Annotated in this window: 20 protein-coding genes; 11 read left to right on the plus strand and 9 right to left on the minus strand. The window is 49.1% G+C overall.

The features are described from left to right. The first annotated feature begins 7 nt into the window (after positions 1 to 7). From CWE22_RS02045 to CWE22_RS02060, 4 genes are read left to right on the plus strand one after another with little or no spacing between them, the layout of a single operon-like run. Positions 8 to 1,144 carry an ABC transporter substrate-binding protein gene (locus tag CWE22_RS02045; protein WP_169929733.1) on the plus strand — a complete coding sequence of 379 codons (1,137 nt, stop codon included), beginning with the start codon at positions 8 to 10 and terminating at the stop codon, positions 1,142 to 1,144. Continuing rightward, positions 1,141 to 2,772: an ABC transporter permease subunit gene (locus CWE22_RS02050; protein WP_169929734.1), complete on the plus strand. Its 1,632-nt coding sequence runs from the start codon at positions 1,141 to 1,143 to the stop codon at positions 2,770 to 2,772. Before CWE22_RS02045 ends, CWE22_RS02050 begins: the two co-directional genes overlap by 4 nt. After that, complete coding sequence (locus CWE22_RS02055; protein WP_169929735.1) at positions 2,769 to 3,437, plus strand: ATP-binding cassette domain-containing protein; 669 nt, start codon at positions 2,769 to 2,771, stop codon at positions 3,435 to 3,437. The genes CWE22_RS02050 and CWE22_RS02055 overlap by 4 nt, the downstream gene beginning before the upstream one ends. Then, positions 3,434 to 4,039, plus strand: a complete 606-nt coding sequence (locus CWE22_RS02060; protein ID WP_169929736.1) for a CDP-alcohol phosphatidyltransferase family protein — start codon at positions 3,434 to 3,436, stop codon at positions 4,037 to 4,039. Before CWE22_RS02055 ends, CWE22_RS02060 begins: the two co-directional genes overlap by 4 nt. On the opposite strand, the gene CWE22_RS02065 is transcribed toward CWE22_RS02060, so the two are convergent. The 4 genes from CWE22_RS02065 to metG form a co-directional block, all read right to left on the minus strand. Beyond that, positions 4,002 to 4,841 (minus strand): sterol desaturase family protein, encoded by an 840-nt coding sequence (locus CWE22_RS02065; RefSeq protein ID WP_169929737.1) that lies wholly within the window; start codon positions 4,839 to 4,841, stop codon positions 4,002 to 4,004. The genes CWE22_RS02060 and CWE22_RS02065 overlap by 38 nt on opposite strands. A gap of 18 nt (positions 4,842 to 4,859) precedes the next feature. Further along, positions 4,860 to 5,246 carry a histidine triad nucleotide-binding protein gene (locus CWE22_RS02070; protein ID WP_169929738.1) on the minus strand — a complete coding sequence of 129 codons (387 nt, stop codon included), beginning with the start codon at positions 5,244 to 5,246 and terminating at the stop codon, positions 4,860 to 4,862. A gap of 83 nt (positions 5,247 to 5,329) precedes the next feature. Beyond that, positions 5,330 to 6,514 carry a class I SAM-dependent rRNA methyltransferase gene (locus tag CWE22_RS02075; protein WP_169929739.1) on the minus strand — a complete coding sequence of 395 codons (1,185 nt, stop codon included), beginning with the start codon at positions 6,512 to 6,514 and terminating at the stop codon, positions 5,330 to 5,332. Further along, positions 6,514 to 8,538, minus strand: coding sequence for a methionine--tRNA ligase (gene metG, locus CWE22_RS02080; RefSeq protein ID WP_169929740.1), 2,025 nt, complete (start codon positions 8,536 to 8,538; stop codon positions 6,514 to 6,516). Before metG ends, CWE22_RS02075 begins: the two co-directional genes overlap by 1 nt. A 151-nt stretch (positions 8,539 to 8,689) precedes the next feature. Here metG and CWE22_RS02085 point away from each other — a divergent pair, with 151 nt between their 5' ends. Both CWE22_RS02085 and dcd read left to right on the plus strand, forming a co-directional pair. Next, positions 8,690 to 9,760, plus strand: a complete 1,071-nt coding sequence (locus CWE22_RS02085) for an Mrp/NBP35 family ATP-binding protein (RefSeq protein WP_244595934.1) — start codon at positions 8,690 to 8,692, stop codon at positions 9,758 to 9,760. A 24-nt stretch (positions 9,761 to 9,784) separates the two neighbouring features. Further along, on the plus strand, positions 9,785 to 10,381 hold the full coding sequence (dcd, locus tag CWE22_RS02090) for a dCTP deaminase (RefSeq protein WP_169929741.1): 597 nt from the start codon (positions 9,785 to 9,787) through the stop codon (positions 10,379 to 10,381). 75 nt (positions 10,382 to 10,456) lie between these two features. On the opposite strand, the gene CWE22_RS02095 is transcribed toward dcd, so the two are convergent. Both CWE22_RS02095 and CWE22_RS02100 read right to left on the minus strand, forming a co-directional pair. Continuing rightward, positions 10,457 to 13,117 (minus strand): M14 family metallopeptidase, encoded by a 2,661-nt coding sequence (locus CWE22_RS02095; protein ID WP_169929742.1) that lies wholly within the window; start codon positions 13,115 to 13,117, stop codon positions 10,457 to 10,459. 12 nt (positions 13,118 to 13,129) lie between these two features. Next, positions 13,130 to 14,092: a gluconeogenesis factor YvcK family protein gene (locus CWE22_RS02100; RefSeq protein WP_244595935.1), complete on the minus strand. Its 963-nt coding sequence runs from the start codon at positions 14,090 to 14,092 to the stop codon at positions 13,130 to 13,132. Between the two features lie 220 nt (positions 14,093 to 14,312). Here CWE22_RS02100 and CWE22_RS02105 point away from each other — a divergent pair, with 220 nt between their 5' ends. The 5 genes from CWE22_RS02105 to CWE22_RS02125 all read left to right on the plus strand — a co-directional run bounded on the left by CWE22_RS02105 (position 14,313) and on the right by CWE22_RS02125 (position 18,588). After that, the gene (locus tag CWE22_RS02105) at positions 14,313 to 15,299 is read left to right on the plus strand and encodes a DUF4382 domain-containing protein (RefSeq protein ID WP_169929743.1); all 987 of its coding nucleotides are present in this window, start codon (positions 14,313 to 14,315) and stop codon (positions 15,297 to 15,299) included. A gap of 139 nt (positions 15,300 to 15,438) precedes the next feature. Then, entirely contained in the window at positions 15,439 to 15,936 is a 498-nt protein-coding gene (locus CWE22_RS02110) for a DUF192 domain-containing protein (protein WP_169929744.1), read from the plus strand. A gap of 3 nt (positions 15,937 to 15,939) precedes the next feature. Continuing rightward, on the plus strand, positions 15,940 to 17,613 hold the full coding sequence (locus CWE22_RS02115; RefSeq protein ID WP_169929745.1) for a M28 family metallopeptidase: 1,674 nt from the start codon (positions 15,940 to 15,942) through the stop codon (positions 17,611 to 17,613). A gap of 82 nt (positions 17,614 to 17,695) precedes the next feature. After that, on the plus strand, positions 17,696 to 18,196 hold the full coding sequence (locus tag CWE22_RS02120) for a YgjV family protein (protein ID WP_244595936.1): 501 nt from the start codon (positions 17,696 to 17,698) through the stop codon (positions 18,194 to 18,196). A 62-nt stretch (positions 18,197 to 18,258) separates the two neighbouring features. After that, complete coding sequence (locus CWE22_RS02125; RefSeq protein ID WP_169929746.1) at positions 18,259 to 18,588, plus strand: hypothetical protein; 330 nt, start codon at positions 18,259 to 18,261, stop codon at positions 18,586 to 18,588. Here the strand turns inward: CWE22_RS02125 and CWE22_RS02130 are convergent. From CWE22_RS02130 to CWE22_RS02140, 3 genes are all read right to left on the minus strand, one after another. After that, positions 18,554 to 19,081, minus strand: a complete 528-nt coding sequence (locus CWE22_RS02130; RefSeq protein WP_169929747.1) for a DUF2937 family protein — start codon at positions 19,079 to 19,081, stop codon at positions 18,554 to 18,556. The genes CWE22_RS02125 and CWE22_RS02130 overlap by 35 nt on opposite strands. 100 nt (positions 19,082 to 19,181) lie before the next feature. Further along, complete coding sequence (locus CWE22_RS02135; RefSeq protein WP_169929748.1) at positions 19,182 to 22,289, minus strand: efflux RND transporter permease subunit; 3,108 nt, start codon at positions 22,287 to 22,289, stop codon at positions 19,182 to 19,184. A 1-nt stretch (position 22,290) separates the two neighbouring features. Beyond that, complete coding sequence (locus CWE22_RS02140; protein WP_169929749.1) at positions 22,291 to 23,439, minus strand: efflux RND transporter periplasmic adaptor subunit; 1,149 nt, start codon at positions 23,437 to 23,439, stop codon at positions 22,291 to 22,293. Positions 23,440 to 23,518: the final 79 nt, after the last annotated feature.

Below are 23,518 nucleotides of genomic sequence, written 5' to 3' on the forward strand. Positions count from 1 at the left end.
TTTGACGATGAGAGTAATCTGGCAATCTACGGTGCTGGCGCTGTTGCTGCTGAGTTCATCTGCGGTTGCTGACTCGACGTGGAGTGAAACGGTATCCCAGGCGCGTGGGCAAACGGTCTATTTTTATGCGTGGGGTGGGTCGAGCGAGGTGAATAACTATCTGCGCTGGGCATCAGAACAAATAGGCGAGCAGTACGGTATTGAACTGGTGCATGTCAAAGTGGCTGATATTGCTGAAGCCGTGTCGCGGATTTTGAATGAAGATGATTCGCCCAGTGCTGTCGACTTGCTTTGGATCAATGGCGAGAATTTTCACCAATTGAAAGGTGCCGGACAATTACTCGGTAGTTTACCGACACGAATTCCCGCTGCTCAAAATATTCGCAAGAACATTCCATGGCAATCGGATTTCGGCGTACCGGTCGATGGTTTTGAATTACCTTGGGGGATTGGACAGTTTCATCTGATTGCTCGAACGAGTGCCGTTCAGCGCTTCATTGAAGCTGGACGAATAGATCCTCAACAATTATTAGCGTTTGCGCGACAGAACCCAGGTCGATTCAGTTATCCAAAACCGCCAGAGTTTCATGGCACCACATTTTTAAAGAGTTTGTTGTTAGCGTTGCACGACGACCCCGAGTTGTTTTTACAAGCACCTATGGATTCGAGTGGCCAACCACTGCAACTCTTATGGGACTACCTCGATAGATTGCATCCATTGCTCTGGCGGTCAGGCCAAGATTTCCCGAGTGGAGCGTCCTTTCAGCAACAAATGCTTGCGAATGGACAGCTTGATCTTGCGGTGTCATTTAATCCGCAGGAGCTGACTGTCGCGAATATGCAGGGTCGACTGCCCAGTGGTTCAGAAAGAGTCGTTTTAGGTGATGGAGCTATAACGAATAGCCATTATTTAGCGATTCCAAAGCGGACTCGTGTGCCGCAGGCAGCACAGGTGGTCATTGATTTCCTGCTGAGTCCAGCAGCCCAGCAGCGCAAACGAGATGTTTCAGGGTGGGGCGATCCAGCGGTTGTCAGCTTACCAGAGGACAGCCAGGCGTTGTCATTATTACCTGCTGTTGCTGAAATGCATATCGGCTGGGTTGAAAGAATTGAATCCGGTTGGTTAGAGCGCTATCAACAATGAGATATCCGCATTTCCTGCTGCTGGTCGTGGCCATTGTGATTGGTCTGCCAATGCTTGTGATCATCCCGAGTTTATCGGAGTTGCTTTGGTCAGTGGATCTTAAGCAGGTGATCCGTGAGTTAATCCAATATCCAGGATTTTTCACGATGCTGTCACAGTCCTTACTGACAGCACTGATTTCCGTTGTTGTAGTGACAGGTCTCACTCTCATTAGTGCGCGTTATTTGGTGGCTTTGAAGCAGAGTGGCCAACCGACTAATACGCAGAATACTCAACACAGTTGGCTGGGTATTTTGAGCATGCCGCACCTTGCATTCGCGGTTGCGCTGTTATGGCTGGCTGCGCCAACAGGTTGGTTATGGCGCTTGATACCGGTCGAAACACCTTGGATGCCTTGGTTTGATCGCCAATACTTAGTGAGCTTATGGATTATCTTAATCGCGAAAGAATTGCCCTTTATGTGGTTTATGGCGTTGCGAGCGTTGCAGCAATTACCTCTGGATCGCTGGCTGTTGATTGGTCGCAGTCAGGGACATAGTGAAACTCGAACCTGGTGGCTCATTGTCATCCCCGCATTAGTACAACGATTACGCTTACCATTGTGTGTGGTTGCGGTATATAGCCTCACGGTCGTTGATTTGGCGCTTTTTGCGGCACCGCAAACGCCGGCACCATTAGCTGTCCAGGTTGTGCAATGGCAACTCGAGTTTAATCCTCTCAGTCAGCAGTTAGCGGCGGTGGGCAGCGTGGTATTAGCGCTGTTGGCTGGGCTGGTTTGTGGTTGGGTGCGCCTGCAGGAATGGGTCTTGTTTACTTGGGCGCAACGTCTTCTGTCACGTGCTATGACGAAAGGCGAGTGGATACTGTTAAACATCAGTCGAATAGGGCGAGTCTTGCCTTCAGTCTTCACTGGTTTAGCACTTGTGTTGTTGGTTGCACTGATAACCTTGGCGCATGGACGTGGCTGGTTTTATCCGGCTTTACTGCCGCAACAGTGGGATTTTACGCTATGGATCAATGAATGGTTGTTTCTTGCAAACGGAGCCTGGCGTGCGTTTTGGATAGCCGTCGCGGTTGCGAGTATTAGTTTGGTTCTTTGCATATTGACTGCTGAGTGGCAGCGCGCGCGACGGCAGAAAATTCCGCGGGCTCTATTACTCCTGCCTTTGTTCATTCCGCAGGTGTTTTTAATTTTGGTGTGGATACCTTGGACTGACACGAATCTTTTTTGGGTGGCTTGGGCGCATGTTCCATTTTCCTATGCCTATGCATTACTTGCTTATTTACCCGCCGAGGAACGTTTCGAACAACGCTACCTGCAGCAGAGCCAAACCTTTGGTTACTCATTTTGGCGAGCTTGGTGGCTGGTCAAACGACCACTTCTCAAAGTGCCACTGTTAACCGCCTTCGCACTAGCAATGCTGGTGAGCATCGCTCAATATGTTCCAACATTGTTAATCGGTGGTGGGCGAGTGTCTACGTTGACGACTGACTTTGTTGCACTGAGCAGCGGTTCCAATAGTTCAATGCAGGCATTGTATGCTTTGACCATGTGGTTGTTGTGTGCAGTGGTGTTAGTGGTGCTCAAGCCGCGTGCATCCGCTGCTCGTGAAGGGGAGATACAATGAGCGAAACGGTAGTACTCAGTACCAGTCCAATTCACTTTCGTTGGCGCGATCATCAGGTTGAGTTACCGGCATTACAAGTCAATGCCGGTTGCACATTAGGTGTCATGGGCCCAAGTGGAAGCGGTAAGTCGACGTTGTTACGTTGGCTATTGGGCGACGCACCCAATTATGTAAAAGTACTCGGTAAGATTTATGTTGCGGGTGATCGAGTTGATGAACTCACTATTGCGGAACGTTCAATGGGGATTGTATTTCAAGATATCTTATTGTTTCCGCATCTATCCGTAATCGATAACCTATTATTTGCGCTACCGCGCGCGCAACGGAAACTTTCTCGACAAGACCAAGTTGAGCATGTCCTTGCCGAGTTAGAACAAGTTCAATTAGCAAAGTTTGCGCAAGCGCTACCCACAGCGCTCAGTGGCGGGCAACGGGCCCGTGTGGGGCTACTACGAGCATTGTTGAATGAGCCGCGTGTGCTGTTGCTTGATGAGCCATTTGCGGCGCTCGATCAATCGCTTCGCGAACGTATTCGCGATTGGGCATTTCAACGCTGTCATGAACGCGGTATAGCCACGGTCATGGTAAGCCACCAAAGCGATGATTTCGCAACAGCTACCGACAATCAAGTGGCTGTTATGCAATGGCCGGAGTCGCAACTGTGATCGACCCATTTCTCAACAAAACGTTGCGTCCCATTCTAGCGAATTTGGCTCGCCCAATAGTGGCGCGTGGTATCCGTGCCGATCATGTCACCATTGCAGGATTCGGTCTGGGATTACTGGCGGTGCCTGCGTTGGCTCTACAATGGTATGGACTGGCACTGGTGTTAATCTTGGGCAATCGCGTTGCAGATGGTCTCGATGGAGCCGTTGCTCGTTTAACCACGACCAGCGATGCCGGCGGTTATATCGATAGTGTCTTTGATTTTATTTTTTACTCGGCCATTCCATTCGGATTTCTGCTGGCGGATATCGAGCAGAATGCAGTAGCCGCAGCGTTTCTGATGCTGACCTTTATGGGAACTGGCGCAACCTTTTTAGCCTTTGCTGCGGTGGCGTCGAAGCGTGGTATCGATAATCCGAATTATCCCAACAAGTCACTCCATTACATGGGTGGCATTACCGAGGGATTCGAGACGATTGTGGCTTTTATTGCTTTTTGTCTCTGGCCGCAGTGGTTTCCTATATTGGCTCTGAGTTTCGCTGCTTTGTGTTGGCTGACGACGGCTATTCGCTTGTGGTCGGGCTATTGGACTTTACGTTAGTACTCCGTGTCGGGGTGGGGCGAAAAGGGTTCGTAAGCAATGCCCAAAAGCCAGCAGATTCACCTTCATTCTCATATTCTTTTAGGCCGATGTTGATGCCGTCGGAGCCATCTTTCGATTGCGCGGTATAGGTTCCGAATAAACGATCCCACAACGAAAAGTTAAAGCTAAAATTGCTATCCGTTTCGACAGGACGTTGTGAATGGTGAATACGATGCATTTCTTGCGTGACGATGAACATCCGCACAGGTTTCTCGAGCCAACGCGGTAATGCAACGTTGCCATGGTTGAAAAGAGAGGTCGCGTTCAGAACAACTTCAAAGATGAGAACGGCAATAGCAGGAATGCCAAAAGCAATAACGACCGCGATCTTAATGAGCATACTCAAGAGAATTTCGATGGGATGAAAGCGCAGGCCGGTACTGACGTCAAAGTCGAGGTCGGCATGATGGACGCGATGCAAGCGCCATAACCACGGCACTCGGTGAAACAGGCGGTGTTGCCAATAGATAGCGACATCAAGGAGCAGAAAGCCAATGACCATGGCCACGGCGGTGCTGACGTTTAGCGAATGTAATACACCAAAGCTATTGGTTTCAGCCCACAATGCGGCGCCGATAGCGCCTGCTGGGATGAGTAGCCGCAGGAGTACACTACTCACAACGACCATACTGAAATTAGTTCGCCAACGAAGCGCTTTAGCAATGCGATTGGACCGTTTCGGGCTCAGGTATTCCCAACCGGTCATCACGAGCAGGACCCCCAGAAAGCAACCCAAGCGAATCCACAATTCAGCACTCATAATGTGCGGCTCAAGGTTTTAAACTTGTTTAGGCCGATGATTCGCGAACGGTGGCCAGCCCATAGTGACACCAGCAAGCAAGTGCAGGTGAATATGGTAGACAGACTGTCCACCATCCTCATTACAATTCATCACAACCCGATAGCCGGCTTTGGCAAAACCAAATTGAACAGCGAGTTTAGCGGCTACGACATAGAGGTGGCCCACTAATTCACGATCATCCTCAGTAATATCGTTTATTGTCGCAATCGGCTTTTTCGGAATAATCAGCACATGCACAGGGGCTTGCGGATTAATGTCCCGAAATGCCAATGCATGCTCATCTTCATAGACAATATCTGCTGGAATCTCACGATTGATGATTTTCGTAAACAGTGTTGTATTTCCTGCTGTTTCATTCGTCATAGCCAAACTCCGTTTCCATTCTTACTCTAATAGTACCAAGTGTAGTCGAATAATGATCAGGCTTGCAGACTCGCGACTGATAATCAACCGCGGAGGACGAGTCCTTTGAGGTAGAGGGATTCTGGAAAATTGGTGCGCACTGGATGATCGGCGCCTTGGAACAGGCGTTCGATGATATGCATTGGGCGCTTAGCGTCCAGAGCAGCATCAGCGACGACTTTTTGGAATAATTCGCCTGACAGCAAGCCTGAGCATGAAAACGTGAACAGCGTGCCACCTGGCTTCAAGATCATGCATGCGAGCCGGTTGATGTCTTTATAACCGCGGCATGCGGACATTAGGTTGGCTTTGCTATCAACAAATTTGGGTGGATCCAGAACAATCACATCAAATCGTTCACCGGTGTGGTGGAATTGACGCAATGCTTCAAAAACATCGATTTGCTGGTTGGTAGGGGCAGGCAGCTGATTGCGTTCATGATTCAAGGTTGCTTGAGCTAATGCGCTTTCAGAGACATCCAGATTCACGACTTCACTCGCGCCAGCGTGGGCAGCAAACACTCCGAAACCACCGGTATAGCTGAACGCGTTTAATACCCGCTTGCCTTTGGCATATTTCATGATGGCTTGCCGACTATCGCGCTGGTCCAGGTAATAGCCAGTTTTATGGCCTTTCAACAGGTCAACACCGAGCTCGATACCATGCTCCTGTATCCAGATGCTGTCATCGAAGGTTGCATTTGCTTGTTGATGCAAAACCTGAACGATGGGCTCTAAACCCTCTTTGCGCCGCACATCGACGTCTGAGCGTTCGAGAATACTGCATTCCGGAAAGCATTCGCGCAAGGCAGCGACAATCGCGTCGCGCCAGTATTCAGCGCCAGCGCTAAGCAATTGGCAAACCAGCCAGTTATCATAGCGGTCGATGGTGATGCCGGGAAGTTCATCCGATTCCGCAGCGACAACACGGTAGGCATTGGAATTCAGCGATAGGCCGCTACGCAACTCTTGCGCCGCACGTATACGCGAGAGAAAGAATTCGGCATTAATGCTATCGCGTTGGCTAAAACTCCAGATCCGTGCCCGAATTTGTGATTGCGGTGACCAAGCAGCGTAGCCCAACCAATCACCTTCAGCACTATGCACCGACACGGTTTCACCAAGCTCCGGTTTACCTTTGACGCGATCGATAGCACCGCTAAATATCCACGGGTGCAGACGCCGCAGTGATTTGTCCTTGCCAGGACTGAGATGGACCGTTGCGACCATTATTTAACTCGCATTCCCGGTTTTGCACCGTCATGCGGATTCAGAATCCATAGATCTTCACCACCCGGACCTGCAGCGAGGACCATGCCTTCGGACAGTCCGAAACGCATTTTCCGTGGTGCTAAATTTGCGACCATAACGGTATGCTGACCAATCAATTTTTCTGGGGCATAAGCTGATTTGATACCGGCAAAGACTTGGCGTGTTTCACCGCCCAAGTCCAAGGTTAGTTTCAATAACTTGTCTGCGCCTTCAACATGTTCGGCATTCGCAATCAGCGCGATACGTAAATCGATTTTAGCGAAGTCGTCGAATTGAATTTCAGCACTGATGGGATCCTTTTCAAGTTCACCATTGGTCGTTACTGCTGATGTTGGTGCTTGCGTTTTGCTGTCTTCGATCATGGCTTCTATTTTTTCCATTTCAATGCGTTGTAGTAGTGCTTTAAAAGGCTCGATGGCGTGACCGAGTAATAATTCACGATGACTGTCCCAGTTGAAGGAATCGTTCAAGAAACCTTGCACACGTTCGGCTAACGCAGGAACGACTGGCGTGAGATAGATCATGAGCAAACGGAACAAGTTGATGCCGATAGAGCAAATTTCGTGCACTTCATCGAGCTTCTCTGGATCTTTGGCAAGCTGCCATGGCTCTTTTTCGGCAATATAGAAATTCGCTTTGTCAGCTAATGCCATAATGTCCCGCATGGCACGTGAAAACTCGCGTTTTTCGTAGAGAGTAGCAAGCTCACTTCCGGCAGCTTGGAATTCATCAAGAAGACTGTGATCAGCGAGTTCTGATTTGAGCTTGCCGTCAAATTTCTTCTGAATAAAACCAGCACATCGACTGGCAATGTTGACGACTTTACCGACTAAATCAGCATTTACACGCTGTGCAAAGTCGGTGAGGTTTAAATCTAAATCATCAATGCGACTGGTCAGTTTTGCAGCGAAATAATAGCGCAAATAATCGGGATCGAGATGATCGAGGTAGGTGCGCGCCATCACAAATGTCCCTTTAGATTTGGACATTTTGGTGCCGTTTACGGTAATAAAGCCATGAGCCCAGACATTGGTCGGTTGACGGAAGTCGGCACCTTTGAGCATGGCTGGCCAAAATAGGCTGTGAAAGTAAATGATGTCCTTACCAATGAAGTGATAGACCTCAGCCTCACTACCCACTTTCCAGAACGTATCAAAATCTGCAGCACCGGTGCGGTCACAGTAATTTTTGAACGAGCCCATGTAACCAATCGGCGCATCTAGCCAGACGTAAAAATATTTGCCCGGCGCGTCCGGAATTTCAAAGCCAAAGTAGGGTGCGTCACGGCTAATATCCCAACGTTGTAAGCCAGACTCAAACCACTCGTTCAGTTTATTGGCCATCTCGTCTTGTAATGACCCTGAGCGCGTCCAAGCTTTGAGCATGCCCTCAAACGCTGGGAGATCGAAAAAATAATGTTCCGACTCACGCAGCACCGGAGTCGCACCCGATACTGCTGATTTAGGATTTTTTAGTTCAGTCGGTGCGTAGGTTGCACCGCAGACGTCGCAGTTATCGCCGTATTGATCGGTCGCGCCGCATTTGGGACAGTCGCCTTTTACAAAGCGGTCGGGCAGAAACATTTTCTGTTCGGGATCAAATAGCTGCTCGATAGTTTTGGTTTTAATATAACCATGGTCACGCAAGCGGGTATAAATCAGTTCTGCTAATTCACGGTTTTCAGGACTGTGGGTTGAATGATAGTTGTCAAATGCCACGTGAAAATCAGCAAAATCGGCCTGATGAGCTTGGTTCATCTCCGCAATCATTTGCTCCGGCTCAATACCAAGTTGCTTCGCCTTCAGCATAATCGGTGTGCCATGAGCGTCATCGGCACAGACAAAATGACATTCGTTTCCACGCAACTTTTGGAAGCGCACCCAGATGTCCGCTTGGATATAACCTAACATATGACCGATATGAATCGGACCATTGGCATACGGCAGGGCATTGGTGACCAAAATCTTACGCGGAGCTGTCATTCAGAGTCCTATTTTATCGCTGTGGAAAGACTGCAAAGTGTACCCGAATCAAGCGTGGCAATCCAGCTACACTAGCCGTATCATGAGCGGATTCGTGAGCGTTTGAACGAACTGAGAAGTGCTCGATTGTATTTCGCTAAAGGAGTGTGGTGTGTTCGATTGGATGAAGCAAAAAGCGCAAGCAAAGCCAGCCTCAGCAGACGAGTCGCAGTGGAGTCAAGATGAAGTTGATGCATTAGGCCAAATCAGACTATCGAATTGGCCGGAAGCACCGCCATTAGAGTGGTTTCAGCGCACTGGTGCTCAGCAAGCGCGGCTAACCCTACCTTTTGCGGCACCTGCAACGGTGTTAACACCGTTACTTGAGGATAGTTTATTGCGTCGCTACGACTGGTCGCTACGTTGCGATATTCGTAAGCTACCCAATTCACAGCCTGATCTGCCGATGATTTACGGTAATGTGGTGTTGGTCGCCTCGGGCAAAGGGGGCGTTGGTAAATCATCGGTAACAGCACAATTGGCCGTAGCTTTAGCCCGTTTTGGTGCCAATGTAGGTGTTCTTGATGCAGATTTGTATGGCCCATCGATGCCCACTATGTTCGGGCAACCAGAACAGAAATTAGTTTTCAATGAACAACAAAAAATGATTCCCCATCACCGTGCTGGTGTCCATGTTAGTTCGTTAGGCTATTTAAGCGATGCGAAGGATGCTGCCATTTGGCGTGGGCCAATGGCCAGTGCCGCACTACAACAACTCATGCGTGATACCAAATGGCCATCGCTCGATTATTTATTGGTCGATTTGCCGCCGGGTACTGGTGACATTCAATTAACGTTCGCTCAGAAACTTCCAATTACTGGTGCGGTCATTGTTACCACGCCACAAACAATTGCTCTTGCTGATGCATACAAGGGAATCACTATGTTCCGTAAGGTCGGAGTTCCTATTACTGGGTTGATCGAGAATATGAGTGGTTATACCTGTCCACAATGCGGTCATCACGAGGACCTCTTTGGTCACTCGGGCGGAGCCGAAGCAGCTGCCGCAGAAAACGTCCCGCTGCTTGGGCAATGGCCCTTAGATAGAGGCTTGCGTGAATGTCTGGATGCAGGCCAAGTCGACGCCATATTGGCAAACTCGAGTGTCTTGAGTACTACGATTGAAAACTCTGCAGCTCGTTTATCTGCGCAGCTATACCTGCAAGCGCAGGATCGGGTATAGTCGGGCTTCAAGGAGAAAGAAACTATGCGTTTGACCGATCGACAAATTGAAAGTTACCTAGATCAAGGCATTATCCATCTCGAGCCAAGACCTAAATCCGCCGATATTACTGGTGTGACGGTCGATATTCATCTCGGCAATGAATTTCGAGTGTTACAAGATCATGCCGCACCTTTTATCGATATCAGCGGACCTCGTGATGATATCGAGCGGGCCATTGAACAAGTGATGAGTGATGCGATTATCTTAACCGAGGATCAGGCTTTCTTTATTCATCCGGGCGAGTTTGCTCTGGCAGTGACTCATGAATCGGTGACATTGCCCGATAATATGGTGGGTTGGTTAGACGGTCGCTCCTCATTAGCTCGACTCGGACTTATGGTGCATGTAACAGCGCATCGAATAGATCCAGGTTGGTCAGGGCAGGTAGTCCTCGAGTTTTTTAATAGTGGGAAACTGCCGTTGGCTCTGCGCCCACTTATGAAAATTGGTGCATTAAGCTTTGAGTTGCTCGATGAGCCTTGTCTGCGTCCGTATAGTAAACGTAAGGACGCCAAATACAGAGATCAACGCGGAGCGGTGGCGTCGCGTATCAGTGCTGACGATACTAGTGACGATTAGACGAAATCCTTTCGTACGACTATAAAAAAAGCGTCGCCGTTATAACAACGGCAACGCTTTTTTATTATGCGACGCCTAACGTAACGGTTGTGCGTGCGCCGAGCCGCCAAAAATAGCATTCATCAATAGCAAGTTCATGCCATCAAGATACGCACGATAAGTCGGTTCTTGAGTAAAGGAGATCAACATTCCCCGGCCGTGCGGCTGCCACATCAATACCGGCTTGTGTGCCAACTGTTGTTGATTTTCCGCCCACAGATAACCGCTAGCGACAACACGGTCTGCAGCCGCATAGCTAACGATATTGCGACCATTATCGATGGTCAGTGGACGATAAATGTCATTCCCCACAGTAATACTGACCACCTCAGGCTTAACGCCTGCCGCCAGCCAATGATCTTGGTCTACATCACCACGCGCGAGAATACCTGCGGTCCAATATGGATCAGACTCGTCAGCTTGAATGTAATGAGCAAGGTCTTTAGCGGTTTCAAGAAGCAATCCGTCCACTCGGTTATCATCGCCATGGCCGGGCTCTTTATCAGTGATGGCAGCTTCTCGTGCACTGGCGAGAAGATCATTATCAACAGCCCAGCGCGTCGCAGTTCCTAGCGTAATGAGAACACCGCCTTTTTCGACCCAATCCTTCAAATTTGCTAATCCAGCTTCGCCCAGCGCATGCGAGAAGTTCCCGGCCAGCGCAGGTAGAATCAATACTTGATAGTGACTCAGGTTGGAGCGCGCCAGTTGCTCGGTACGAATAGCCGTAACAGGATAATTGAACTGCTGTTCGATGACGAAGCGGGTATGCCCAGCATTCAAGCTTGAGAATGGCTCATCCCAAGCCATAGCGATATTCGGTGCATGAATACGATTGACGTTCATGGAGCCAAAGTTCGGTCCTTCGAGAACCCAGCTGCGGTCGACACCATCGACCTGTGCACCGCTTTCGCGAGCAAGTTCGAGCACCACTGATGCGAGATCCGTTTTATTCTCAGCATGCGTCAAAATCAAACTTCCAGCGGGGTAGGTCTTGCCGTTCACATGCTTGAACGCGAGATCACTTTGCTTCACATGTAACCCAGCGCGCAGGGCTGCAGTGAGGAATCGGCCCGCATTCATGTCGCCCCAAGCAACCACATAGCCAAGCTTTGCATCAGCGTTGGTGACGCTACCTGACTCGATCAGACGGCCATCGACGGCAATTTTGTCGACGGATGGAACACTATTGCAGCCATCAATATCTACGTTAAACATGAGTGGCAATGACCAAGCAGTGACGTCGTAGATTTCGTCCGGTAAATTATTCGCACGTCGCTCTTCTTGGTCATCGATAAACGGCTGATCCATATCAATGCGTTCGTCAAGCAGGGTGCGCACCATATATTGTGCAGGTTGTGCGCCATCGACGATATAGCTACCGGCTGGGTAATTATTGCCACATACTTTAAAGGATTCCGTCGCTTGGTTCACTTCGACGCCGTGCTGTACGAGCAGACCCGCTAACTTGCGTGCAGCCGCGGCATCGTCGGTACCGGGAATGATGCGAACTCGATTGTCACTACCACGACCGTCACGAATAGCTTGGCTTCGGTAGTTCCAAAAATTCTGCAAGAGTTGCTGACGATTTTGAGAGGCGCTTTCAATAGTGGCGACAGACGCAACGAAGTGGCGCTTTACACCATCACCGTAGGTCAGAATCGTGCCATCTTTCGTACGCCATTTGTGTCCGCGCGCAGAGGCCATTTCATAGGTCATCGCAAGTGAGCCATGATAAAGCGGCCAACTGGCACCGTAACCCGGATAAAAAGCATCGAAGATTTCGCGGGTAAAATACTGATAGCCACGTTCATCAAACCATTTGGCATTGTTCTCGCCGATTTGCCACAGCGCTTCGCGTTGTGTTTTGGTGATGAGCGGATTATATGGACGTGCTTCGGGAGTGAAGTAGTAGCTGGTGTCACCACCCATCTCGTGTAAATCGACAAAGATCAACGGGTAGTAATCGAGCAGAGCATCCACCTGTCCGGAGATTTCTGGCTGAGTGAGAGCAATCCAATCTCGGTTCATATCGAATAAATAATGATTGCTGCGACCACTTGGCCACGGTTCATTGTGCTCCGCTGAAATACGATCCGCGCTATGTTCCAATCCTGCCGTCATGTAGTACCGGCTCACAAAACGACCGCGACCGTCAGGGTTCTGTAATGGGTCGATGAACACCATCGTGTTATTGAGCATAGCCTGCGTTGCTTGATCTTCAGCTGCCAACAGGTGATAGGCAGTAAGTAGGGCTGCTTCTGGTGATGAGATTTCATTGCCATGAACACCGTAAGACAGCCAAATGCTCGCTGGCAAGCTTTGTATCAGCTGCTCGGCTTCTGCGGCATCAGTTTGCCGTGGGTCTGCAAGTTGTTGCATGCCCGCACTAAACGAATCCAGATTGGCTATATTATTTGCGCTGGAAATAATCGCAAAAAACAGGGGCCGGCCTTCCCATGTTCTTCCATAATATTTCAGTTTTACTTGGTCCGGATGCGCTTTTTCAAGCGCTTGAAAATAATCATGGATAGCTTCAGGGCTGCTGATTTTCTGCCCAGTGGGATATCCTAACGTCGCCTCAATGCTCGGCGTGTTTGCAGCATAAGGTACTTCTAAACCGAGTGTATCTGCGAATGTCGAAGTAACAAAACAAGAGGCGACTGCGAGCGCAGAAGCTAAAGCTGTTCGTTTCATGCCAATTCCTTCTTAGACTTGTTTGATGTTGGCGCGTTTAGGTAATTTATGAGCCAGCATGGTTAGCGATTCCTCCAGCGCTCGACATAAGCCGGATGCACAATGACGGTGTGGTTCTTCTGATTGCTGCTGATGCAACTGAACCCACGGCTTGTCGATATCTGGCTGCGGACTTGAGCTGATAATAAGATCGACTACATCGATGCCTAATTGCTCTGCCATCCATTGCAGTCGCTCAGCTAGGCTCACTTTCCCCGCTGGGCTTTGTTCCGGTATGAGATTATCAATAAAAACTACGGGAGCCTGACTATCTGCGACAGTCTGCGCGAATTCCTCTACTAACAGCGGCGGCATTACGGACGTCAACAAACTTCCCGGGCCAAGAATAATCAAATCGCTGCGGCGGAGGTGGCGGAGCGCTTCAGGTGTCGCTGGTACCGATTTGGACAGATGAAGTGATGCAGGCATATGCAGCAATCCATCAACATGAAGTTCGCCGAAACAATGTAGCCCTTCTTTGGTGCTTGCGACCAAATCGACGGGGCTTTCAGACATCGGTAGGAGTCTGATATCGACATTTAACAGTCGTGATAGCAGTTGAATCCCGTCCACGGGACGTGCACTTAATTGCTCGAGTGTATATAAGAGTAGGTTACCGAAATTGTGCCCCACCAGGTGATGATCTTCGTTGAAGCGGTAGTTCAAGACTTCACGAGCAAGAGGTTGGGTGGTTAATTGTGAGAGACAATTTCGGATATCGCCCCACGCAATACATTCGGTATTGCGTCGCAACAAGCCACTAGCACCGCCATCATCGGTAGTCGCCACAATACCGATCAAGCGGCGATTCAGGAACGATAACGCTGAGAGCACACGGCCCAAGCCATGACCACCGCCAATGGCAGTCACGCAACGTAGTTCAGTCAACCGCAATGGAGCAGAGGTGCCGGTTACATTAGCAGCAGTATCATTCATGTTAGGTGATTGTTGTGAGCTGTCATAAAAGCTACTTTATGCCGTTACGAAGCGACAATCAATTCTTATAACGTATTGTATAAGTATCTACCCAACTTCATTCCCTCTCATTACAACCATTGCTCCAGTGTAAAGCTCGTGTAAAACGACTCGACCGCATGGAGAAAGGGACTAGACTAATCATCACTATGATAGTGCGCATATTAACAAGGAGTTATTTATGTTAAAAAGCAACAAAATAAACTATATTGCTGTAGCAGTACTCATGTCACTCGGCCTCACCGCCTGTGGTGGCTCAGATTCAGAACCTACAACCAGTGACCGCGCTCGCTTGAATCTCGCAGTCAGCGATGCCCCTGTAAACAATGCGGATAGTGTGTGGGTGTGTTTCTCCGCGATTGAGCTGGTTGGTAATGGTGAGGGTACACAAGTATTCGAAATCGGTACGGACACCAACACTATTGAAGAAAATGATGTATGTAAGGACGAGTCCGGCGAAGTTATCGCAAATACACGTGGCATAAACTTACTCGAGTTCACTGGTTCCGAATCTGAATCGTTGCTCACCGGTGTTGATGTCAAAGCGGGCAGTTATGGTCAACTCCGCTTAGTCATGGCTGAAGGTTCTTATGTTGAAGATGGAGACACCTCAATAGGTCTTCGTGTGCCATCGAATGAATTAAAATTTGATGGTCTTACGCTCGCCGCTGATAGCACGGCAAGCTACACCGTCGAGTTTGATTTGCGGATGGCCCTCGTGAATCCAGTGGGGCAGGATGGTTATTTACTCAAGCCACGTGGAGTGCGCCTCGTTGATAATCAGGAAATTGGACATATCGAAGGCACGATTGCTGAAGCGTTATTGATTGCACAGGAATGCACGGTTGCTCCTGCGGATCTGAGCGAACCAGTTGCTACTGTATATCTTTACCCGGGTCATGATTTAGATGTAACAACGCTAGCCGATAATGGCGGTAGCGAAGGATTGGAAGCCTATGCTTCAACCAGCGTCAACTTTGACGGTGCAACAGACTACAATTTTGAAATTGGATTTGTTGCGGCTGGAGAATACACCGCAGTTTGGACTTGTGACACGAATGATGCACCAGAAGTTGATGATGACATCCGTCTAATTACCGATGACTTACAAGAAATTCAGGTAGCTGCAGAAGGCGAGGTCACTGCCATCACCTTTGGGGCAGAATAGTTCGAATTTGGTTTTTTAAGCCTGAGATAGAAATATCTCTCCCGTTCGGGGCTCCTCATTCGGAGCCCCTTTTTTTACCTTTCGTTCAACGGTCATTCGCGCGATACTAAGGTAGAAATGCTTCTGTAGGAATATACTTATGCGTCATAGATGTTATCCAGCGATTCTCAAAAGCTGTGCTATTGTCGGCCTTTTTGCGTATTCGAGTCTCGGGATGTCACAAACCACTTTGAATACAAACCTTCAAACTACTCAGCTTTGCATTGCCGGACATGAACCCACGTTGACCGTTGAAATTGCCGATACATTCGAAAGTCGAGCCCGTGGTCTCATGGCGCGCGAGTCATTGGCTGAACATGCGGGTATGTGGTTCGTGTATGAGACGGAACGACCCGGGAGTGCCGGTTTTTGGATGTTTAACACCTATATCCCGCTGGATATTGCTTACCTCGATGAGCACGGCAAGATTTTAACCATCATTCCAATGGAACCTTGCCCCAGTATTGATGCACAACGCTGCCCAGCCTATGATCCGGGTGTGAGCTATTTCAGTGCGCTGGAAATGAATATGGGCTACTTCGATAAGTACGATATTCAAGTCGGTGCGACCATTCGCGAATGCAACGAAGGAGAATAATAAATGCAAAAAAAGTTGATATTAATTGCGGGAGGCTTGTTGTTAAGCGCCTGCACCCCAGTGGCTGATGAGCCTCAGGTCAGCCAAGCGGAACCTGCGGTACAAGTTGACCCTTACAATTTTAACGAAAACTACCGTGGTTATTTAGAAACGTTGAGTTCAGACGAATTCGCGGGTCGTGCGCCGGCAAGTGTTGGAGAAGAAAAAACCGTCGCCTTTGTGGAAGGCAAGTTCCGTGAGTGGGGACTCAAACCCTACAACGCTGACGGCAACAATTACCAGCAGCAGGTGCCTTTGGTCAAAATGATGCCCTACAAAGTATCGGATATGACTTTTAGTAGCGATGATTTAGAGCCTCTGGCGTATCGTACACAAATGATGGCTTGGTCGCCGCGCGTTATGGAAGAAGTTGCTATTGAGGACAGTGAATTAGTATTCGCTGGATATGGCATCGTAGCGCCGGAATATGGCTGGAACGACTATGAGGGCTTGGATGTCGCAGGCAAAACCGTAGTCGTTTTGGTGAACGATCCAGGCTATGACACGCAAGATCCAGAAGTCTTTAACGGTAAAGCGATGACGTATTACGGTCGCTGGACTTATAAGTTTGAAGAGGCGGCTCGGCAGGGTGCTGAGGGCGTGATTGTGATTCATGAAACGGGTCCGGCTGGTTACGGTTGGGGAGTCATTGCAGGCGGCTCGCCGTTGCGCTTTGATTTGGCCAGAGACAATAACAACATGGACCGCACTGCCATCGAAGGCTGGATTACTGATGAAGGTGCCGACCAGTTATTTGCTCGAATCGGTTCCTCCTACGCGGAAATGCGTGAAGCTGCGCAGCAACCTGACTTTGAGCCGGTCTCTCTAGAAACTGGACTATCGGTTTCTGTCAGCACCAAATTCGAATATCTCAATTCACCGAATCTTATCGGTTATATCGAGGGTAAGTCACGGCCTGAAGAGCATGTTATTTACATGGCGCATTGGGACCACATGGGCGTTGACCCGATTAATCCTGATGATGGAATTTTCAACGGTGCGCAAGACAACGCGAGCGGAACGGCAGGCGTCATGGCTCTGGCAGAGTTTTGGGCAAGCCAGCCGCAACCAGAGCGTTCTATCGTGTTTGTTCTTGTTACCGCCGAGGAAAGAGGTCTATTAGGTTCCAATTGGTATGCGAATAACCCGATGTTGCCGGTCGGCAAAGCGGTTGCAGGCATCAACATGGATGTTTTAAACGTCTATGGTCCGATGAATGACATGGTCGTGGTTGGATACGGTAACTCTGAAGTTGAAGAGGTACTCACGAAATATGTTGAGCAGCAGGGCCGTTATGTTGCGCCTGAACCCAACCCTGAGGTTGGCTCATTTTATCGTTCAGATCATTTCAATCTAGCCAAGGTTGGTGTACCGATGCTGTATGCAAAAGGTGGCATTGACCACTTTGAGCTAGGTAAAGAGTATGGTGCTCAGAAACGCGCTGAATACGTGCAAGTAGCCTATCACAAACCGGCTGACGAGTATGATCCTGAATGGGATTTACGTGGTGCTCAACAAGATTTGTGGTTGTATTATTGGGTCGGTGAAGAGTTAGCGAATAGCCAAGCGTGGCCGAATTGGTACGCGGGCAATGAATTTCGCGCTGTACGCGACGAATCGGCTGCGTCACGTCAGTAAAATCGGGTACAATAGAACTCTGTATTGAGTCAAGCGGCAACCGCTTCGCCGGTTTGCCGCTTTTTTTATGGAGTAACGAGTCGTGACTTTTACGCCCGCCGAATACGTTGGCATGCTGGCCTTAGTGTTGAACTTCATTGCCTATCGTCAACCGACCGCGAACCGGTATCGTATTATATCGGCGCTAGCACTCGGCTCATTATCTATTCATTTTGCTTTGATTGATGCGACCGCAGGTGCTGTGGTTACCGGCTTAGCCTTCTTTCGAAATTTTATTGCGCTGCGTTGGCAAGGACCGCTTGTGCTGTGGTTTTTTATTGCCGCGAACCTGGTGTTATGGATTTTTGAGGCCGTTAGTGGCGCTCCCCAGTTACCGTTGGTGTTTGCTTACGTATCTTCTTTGATATTCAGTATTGGTTCTATTCGCTTAAACGATCCTGTGCTGATTCGGCGCTGGTTTGTTCTCGCTGAACTTCTTGGTTTGGGTTATGCGTTCATGGTCGGTAGTGTTGAGGGAATGGTGTTCAATTTGGTTAATCTCAGCAGCATTATTCTCAAAATGTTACAAGATAGACGGGTTTAAAAGGTTGTAACACATCCATTCGCCCATATAGTACAAGTAAGTTTGATAAAGAAGCGAGCGCTATGCGTATTTACATCCGTCAATTACAACAAAAAGTTGGGCCACGTCCGGGAGCAAATCCCCTGATGATGATAGTGAGTTGGCTAGTCATGGGACTCTTGCTGATCGTTGGGTTGTTTCTAGGCTTAGTTTTCTTGTTGGTCGGCTGGATTTTATTGTTACCTCTGATGTGGAAGCGGCGCCGTGAATTGAAATCGATGTGGCAATTTGGGCGTGCTGCAAAGCAAGCTCAGCAGCGTGCTAGACAGCAACATGATGCAGCACAGCAACAGCAGCGTAATCGTCAAGACTCAAGTGTTATCGACGGCGAATACCGGGTGAAGGACGACTAGCTCGGCGGCGCCGCCACCAGTATCGACAGCCACTGCAGCAGCCATCGACTAGCACAACAATGGCAAACATAACAATAATGCCAAGTATGAGAGCATCCTGTGTCAGCGGAACGGTAAAACTATAATTCCGCCAAGTTCCGTCCAATAATTCTTCATCAGCAGAATGCGCCAGAAACCACAACTTACCCCAGATATTGGTATTCAGTTCGCGCAATTGATATTCAAACGTGCGCACACGCTCCAATAACGTTCCTAGCGGCACAGATTCAGCTCGAAATACTTCATCATCACTTTGCTCATGATGCTGAAGTAGGGCATTCATGTCTCCCTCGAAATATTGATCCGCAATGGCTTGATACTGGTCGTAGTAGACCTTCGCCTCAGTCCATTGAGCATCAAGGCGTTGCTCGTACTGCGTCACAAAATTAGGAAGTTGAACACCAGTCATGATGGCCGCGCAGGCGAGGATAATAAGAAAGTAACGATACAACATTTCGATCGGATCCTATCAGCGAGACAAAGAAAAAGGTTGAGCCAGTTACCTAACTCAACCTTAGCATGAAAGTTGCGTTTACGCTCTCCAGTCCATGGAGCTAATCGTCCTCGCGCACCTTAGGTGGGAAGCGCTTGCGCACCACATAGAACAGCAGCGGCACAAAGAATATCGCTAAAATAGTTCCACCGAGCATACCACCAATGACACCCGTACCAATCGCTTGCCGACTGACGGCACCCGCGCCGGTGGAGATAGCTAACGGTAAAACCCCAAAGGTAAACGCCAGTGACGTCATGAGAATAGGTCGTAACCGCAATCTCACAGCTTCAAGCGTCGCTTCGAGGAGTTCTTTACCCTGCGCTTGTAGGTCTTTTGCGAACTCGACAATCAGAATCGCATTTCGAGCGGATACACCCACCGTGGTGAGCAAGCCTACCTGGAAGAACACATCGTTCTCGAGGCCTCGACCTAGCGCTGCAATCACGGCGCCAAGAATACCTAGCGGTACCACCAACATAACTGCAAAAGGTATCGACCAGCTTTCATACAGTGCTGCAAGACATAGAAATACGATCAGGAGTGATAATGCATACAGCATAGGTGCTTGGTTACCGGAGGTTTTTTCTTCCAGCGAAATACCCGTCCACTCGAAGCCCACACCTGCGGGTAGCTGACCGATTAACTCTTCCATTTTATTCATCGCATCGCCGGAGGAGAAACCCGGTGCAGCTTCACCTTGCAGATTTATTGCTGGAACGCCGTTGTAACGCTCGAGACGTTGCGGACCAAAATCCCAACTGCTCGTCGAAAATGCAGAAAATGGAACCATTTCGCCCGCATTATTGCGCACGTACCATTTATTAATATCTTCAGGCACCATACGGGCTTGCGCTTGACCACCTAAATAAACTTTTTTGACCCGACCACGATCAATAAAGTCATTCACATAAACGGTACCGAACGCTGACCCCAAAGTGTTATTGATATCTGCAATTTCCAAACCCATCGATTTCGCTTTGTTAAAATCAACATCGACACGGAACTGCGGTGTATCTTCTAAACCATTCGGGCGCACACCCACGAGGGATGGTTCCTGCGCGGCCATTCCGAGCAGCTGATTGCGCGCTTGCAACAATGCTTCGTGGCCCAGTCCCGCACGGTCTTGTAGATACAAGTTAAAGCCACTTGCTGTCCCTAGCTCCGGAATCGACGGCAGGTTGAATGCAAAAATATTGGCTTCACGAATTTGGCTAAAGAAACCCATAGCACGACCAATAATAGCGTCCACTTGGAGTTCTGGTGTGGTGCGCTCATCCCATTCATCCATGCGCACAAACGCCATCCCAGCATTCTGGCCTTGACCGGCAAAACTAAAGCCAACCACCGAGAATACGGAGCGAATTCCAGGTGCATCATCCAAGAAATAGTCTTCAACCTTCTGAATCGTCTCAAATGATTGCTCTTGAGTCGCACCTGCAGGTAATTGCATCATGGCGAGGAAAACCCCGCGATCTTCAGTAGGAATGAAGGAACTCGGCATCCGCGTGAACAAAAATGCCATGACGGCAATCAAGCCCAAGTAGATGACAATAAAGCGTCCGGTTCGTTTGATGATGGACTGAACGCTATTGGTATATTTTTGCGTTGCACTTTCAAGCTTACGGTTGAACCAACCTAGTGGACCTTTCTTCGGCTTACTGTGGTCGATAGGCTTCAGAATGGTCGCACAGAGTGCAGGCGAAAAGATGATCGCAACCAGCACCGAGAGTGCCATGGCAGAAATAATCGTAATCGAGAACTGTCTATAGACTGCACCGGTTGAGCCACCGAAAAAGGCCATTGGAACAAATACTGCTGCCATCACCAGACCAATGGCAACCAATGCCCCCGTAATTTGTTGCATGGATTTGATCGTTGCCTGCCGCGGCGATAGCTTCTCTTCAGACATCAACCGCTCGACGTTCTCTACGACCACGATAGCGTCGTCGACCAAGAGGCCGATTGCGAGTACTAGACCGAACATGGTTAAGGTGTTGATTGAGAAGCCGAGCACCGACATGATGCCGAACGTACCCAACAAGACGACGGGTATAGCGAAAGCAGGAATGATCGTCGCGCGCAGGTTTTGTAAAAACAAAAACATGAGCAAAAATACTAGGACCACAGCCTCAAAGAGTATCTTCACGACTTCCGTAATCGATATCTCTACGAACGGAGTGGTGTCATAAGGAATCACCAGTTCTACGCCTTCGGGAAAGAAGGGTTCAAGTTCGGCGATGGTTGCTTTCACACGTTCAGCGGTTTCGAGGGCATTGGCACCGGTTGCTAGGTTGACCGCCAGACCGGTAGCGGCTTGCCGATTGTAGCGCGCGATGGTTGCATAGTTTTCGCCACCCATCTCAACCTTCGCAACGTCCTCTAATCGTACTTGTGAACCGTCACTATCGACCCGCAATAGAATGTTTTTGAACTCATCAACGCTGGATAGACGGGTCTGCGCGATAATTGATGAGGTCAGACGCTGTCCTTCGACAGCTGGTGTACCACCCAGTTGCCCGGCAGCGATTTGATTGTTCTGTTCACGGATAGCGAGAACGACGTCTTGTGGCGTCATCCCATAACTATTCAGTTGTGCTGGATCCAACCAAATTCGCATGGCATAGGGCGAGCCGAATATCTGCACACTCCCGACACCAGTGGTTCGACTGACCGGATCTTGAAGGTTGCTGGCAACATAGTCACTCAAGTCAACTTGAGTAAACTCTGGGTTGTCTGAAACAAGCGCCAGTACCATCAAGAACGAGTTGTTTGATTTGACCACCGACAACCCTTGTTGCTGAACTTCTTGCGGCAACAGCGGCAGAGCCAGTTGTAACTTATTTTGGACTTGTACTTGCGCTATGTCCGCATCCGTACCAGCACTAAAGGTCAGCGTAATACTGGCATTGCCCGCAGAATCAGAACTTGAGGAAAAGTACTCAAGATTATCGATACCGTTCAGATTCTGTTCAATAACCTGAGTAACGGTTTCTGAGAGTGTATCGGCATTGGCACCAGGATAGGTCGCATTGATCTGAATAGAGGGTGGTGCAATTTGCGGATACTGCTCAACAGGCAATTGCGTGACCGCCAAGCCACCGCCGAGCATGATCATAATTGCAATAACCCATGCAAAAATGGGGCGGTTAATAAAAAACTTAGCCATATTATAAATCCACTTTTACCGTAGAGACCTGAGCACCAGGTTGAATTTTTTGTAGTCCATCAACAATGACCTGATCGCCAGCGACAAGACCATCGGTTACCAGCCAGTTACTACCGATAGTGCGACTCACCTCAATGTAACGAGTTTCAGCTTTACCTTCCGCATTCACGATCATGACCGTAGCGCGGCCGCGCGGATCACGAGTCACACCTTGTTGTGGCGCGAGAATCGCATCACGAAGTTCGCCACTGCTAACATTTGCTGTCACAAACATGCCTGGTAACAGGAGGTGATCTGGGTTTTCAAACCGCGCACGTAGAGTAATTGAACTTGTTTGTGGGTCTACGGTGGCTTCATTAAACAACAACTCACCTGTTATCGGTTGGTCTGTCATACCCGCCAGCGTGACACTCACCTCGGCGCGGTTATTTTCGTCGACAGCAATAGCACCACTACGAATTTGTTGCTGCAGTGCCATATATTCGTCGCTGCTTTGCGCAATATCGACATAAATGGGATCTAACTGATGGATATAGGTCAGCGGTTGCGCTTGACCTGTTTGAACCAATGCGCCAGGGGTGATTAATGAACGTCCAATGCGGCCGTTGATGGGGGCTTTGACTTCGGTGTAGTCCAAATCCAATTGTGCTCGAGTGACATTGGCTTCGGCAACTTTCAAGTTTGCTTGTGCTTGCAAGAATGCAGCTTGCGCCTCGTCAAAGTCTTGTTGGCTAATCGATTTGTCTTCAATCAGTTCACGAACGCGTTCAAAGCGAGCTTTGGAATTCGTGACTTCAGCTTGTGCGCGAGCGAGCGCAGCTTCCGCACTTTGGAGTTGAGCCCGAAATAGTGCCGGGTCGATTTGATAGAGCGATTGGCCGGCAGTCACGTTCGTACCGCCTTCAAATTGTTGTGTCTGCAAAATGCCGCTGACCTGAGGTCTTACTTCAGCTACACGAAAGGCTGTGACGCGACCAGGTAATGCATTTGATACCGCTACGTTTTGCCGCTCAATTGTCACAATACCCACTTCTTGCGGTGCTTGTTGTTGTGACGATTGAGTTGCATCACCGTTGTCACTGCAAGCAGTCAGTGAAAGGGATGCCGCTATCGCAAGTGCGATCAGCGAAGCAGGAGTGCGTAGTTGCATGTAGTTACCTCTTCATGTTCAATGGAAGACTGTTCGTGAGCCGCATCTAAACAGCGTTTTCAACAGTCTCAGTACAGCC

The organism is Pseudidiomarina aestuarii, from assembly GCF_003987355.1.
Taxonomy (GTDB): domain Bacteria; phylum Pseudomonadota; class Gammaproteobacteria; order Enterobacterales; family Alteromonadaceae; genus Pseudidiomarina; species Pseudidiomarina aestuarii.

What these genes read in the sequence shown, in the direction of transcription:
- CWE22_RS02125 (WP_169929746.1), top strand. Translation starts at nt 18,259, where the DNA reads ATGCGTATTTACATCCGTCAATTACAACAAAAAGTTGGGCCACGTCCG.
- CWE22_RS02115 (WP_169929745.1), top strand. Translation starts at nt 15,940, where the DNA reads ATGCAAAAAAAGTTGATATTAATTGCGGGAGGCTTGTTGTTAAGCGCC.
- CWE22_RS02095 (WP_169929742.1), bottom strand. Translation starts at nt 13,117, where the DNA reads ATGAAACGAACAGCTTTAGCTTCTGCGCTCGCAGTCGCCTCTTGTTTT.
- CWE22_RS02135 (WP_169929748.1), bottom strand. Translation starts at nt 22,289, where the DNA reads ATGGCTAAGTTTTTTATTAACCGCCCCATTTTTGCATGGGTTATTGCA.
- dcd (WP_169929741.1), top strand. Translation starts at nt 9,785, where the DNA reads ATGCGTTTGACCGATCGACAAATTGAAAGTTACCTAGATCAAGGCATT.
- CWE22_RS02140 (WP_169929749.1), bottom strand. Translation starts at nt 23,439, where the DNA reads ATGCAACTACGCACTCCTGCTTCGCTGATCGCACTTGCGATAGCGGCA.
- CWE22_RS02045 (WP_169929733.1), top strand. Translation starts at nt 8, where the DNA reads ATGAGAGTAATCTGGCAATCTACGGTGCTGGCGCTGTTGCTGCTGAGT.
- CWE22_RS02075 (WP_169929739.1), bottom strand. Translation starts at nt 6,514, where the DNA reads ATGGTCGCAACGGTCCATCTCAGTCCTGGCAAGGACAAATCACTGCGG.
- CWE22_RS02105 (WP_169929743.1), top strand. Translation starts at nt 14,313, where the DNA reads ATGTTAAAAAGCAACAAAATAAACTATATTGCTGTAGCAGTACTCATG.
- CWE22_RS02050 (WP_169929734.1), top strand. Translation starts at nt 1,141, where the DNA reads ATGAGATATCCGCATTTCCTGCTGCTGGTCGTGGCCATTGTGATTGGT.
- CWE22_RS02100 (WP_244595935.1), bottom strand. Translation starts at nt 14,092, where the DNA reads ATGAATGATACTGCTGCTAATGTAACCGGCACCTCTGCTCCATTGCGG.
- CWE22_RS02130 (WP_169929747.1), bottom strand. Translation starts at nt 19,081, where the DNA reads ATGTTGTATCGTTACTTTCTTATTATCCTCGCCTGCGCGGCCATCATG.
- metG (WP_169929740.1), bottom strand. Translation starts at nt 8,538, where the DNA reads ATGACAGCTCCGCGTAAGATTTTGGTCACCAATGCCCTGCCGTATGCC.
- CWE22_RS02065 (WP_169929737.1), bottom strand. Translation starts at nt 4,841, where the DNA reads ATGAGTGCTGAATTGTGGATTCGCTTGGGTTGCTTTCTGGGGGTCCTG.
- CWE22_RS02110 (WP_169929744.1), top strand. Translation starts at nt 15,439, where the DNA reads ATGCGTCATAGATGTTATCCAGCGATTCTCAAAAGCTGTGCTATTGTC.
- CWE22_RS02070 (WP_169929738.1), bottom strand. Translation starts at nt 5,246, where the DNA reads ATGACGAATGAAACAGCAGGAAATACAACACTGTTTACGAAAATCATC.
- CWE22_RS02055 (WP_169929735.1), top strand. Translation starts at nt 2,769, where the DNA reads ATGAGCGAAACGGTAGTACTCAGTACCAGTCCAATTCACTTTCGTTGG.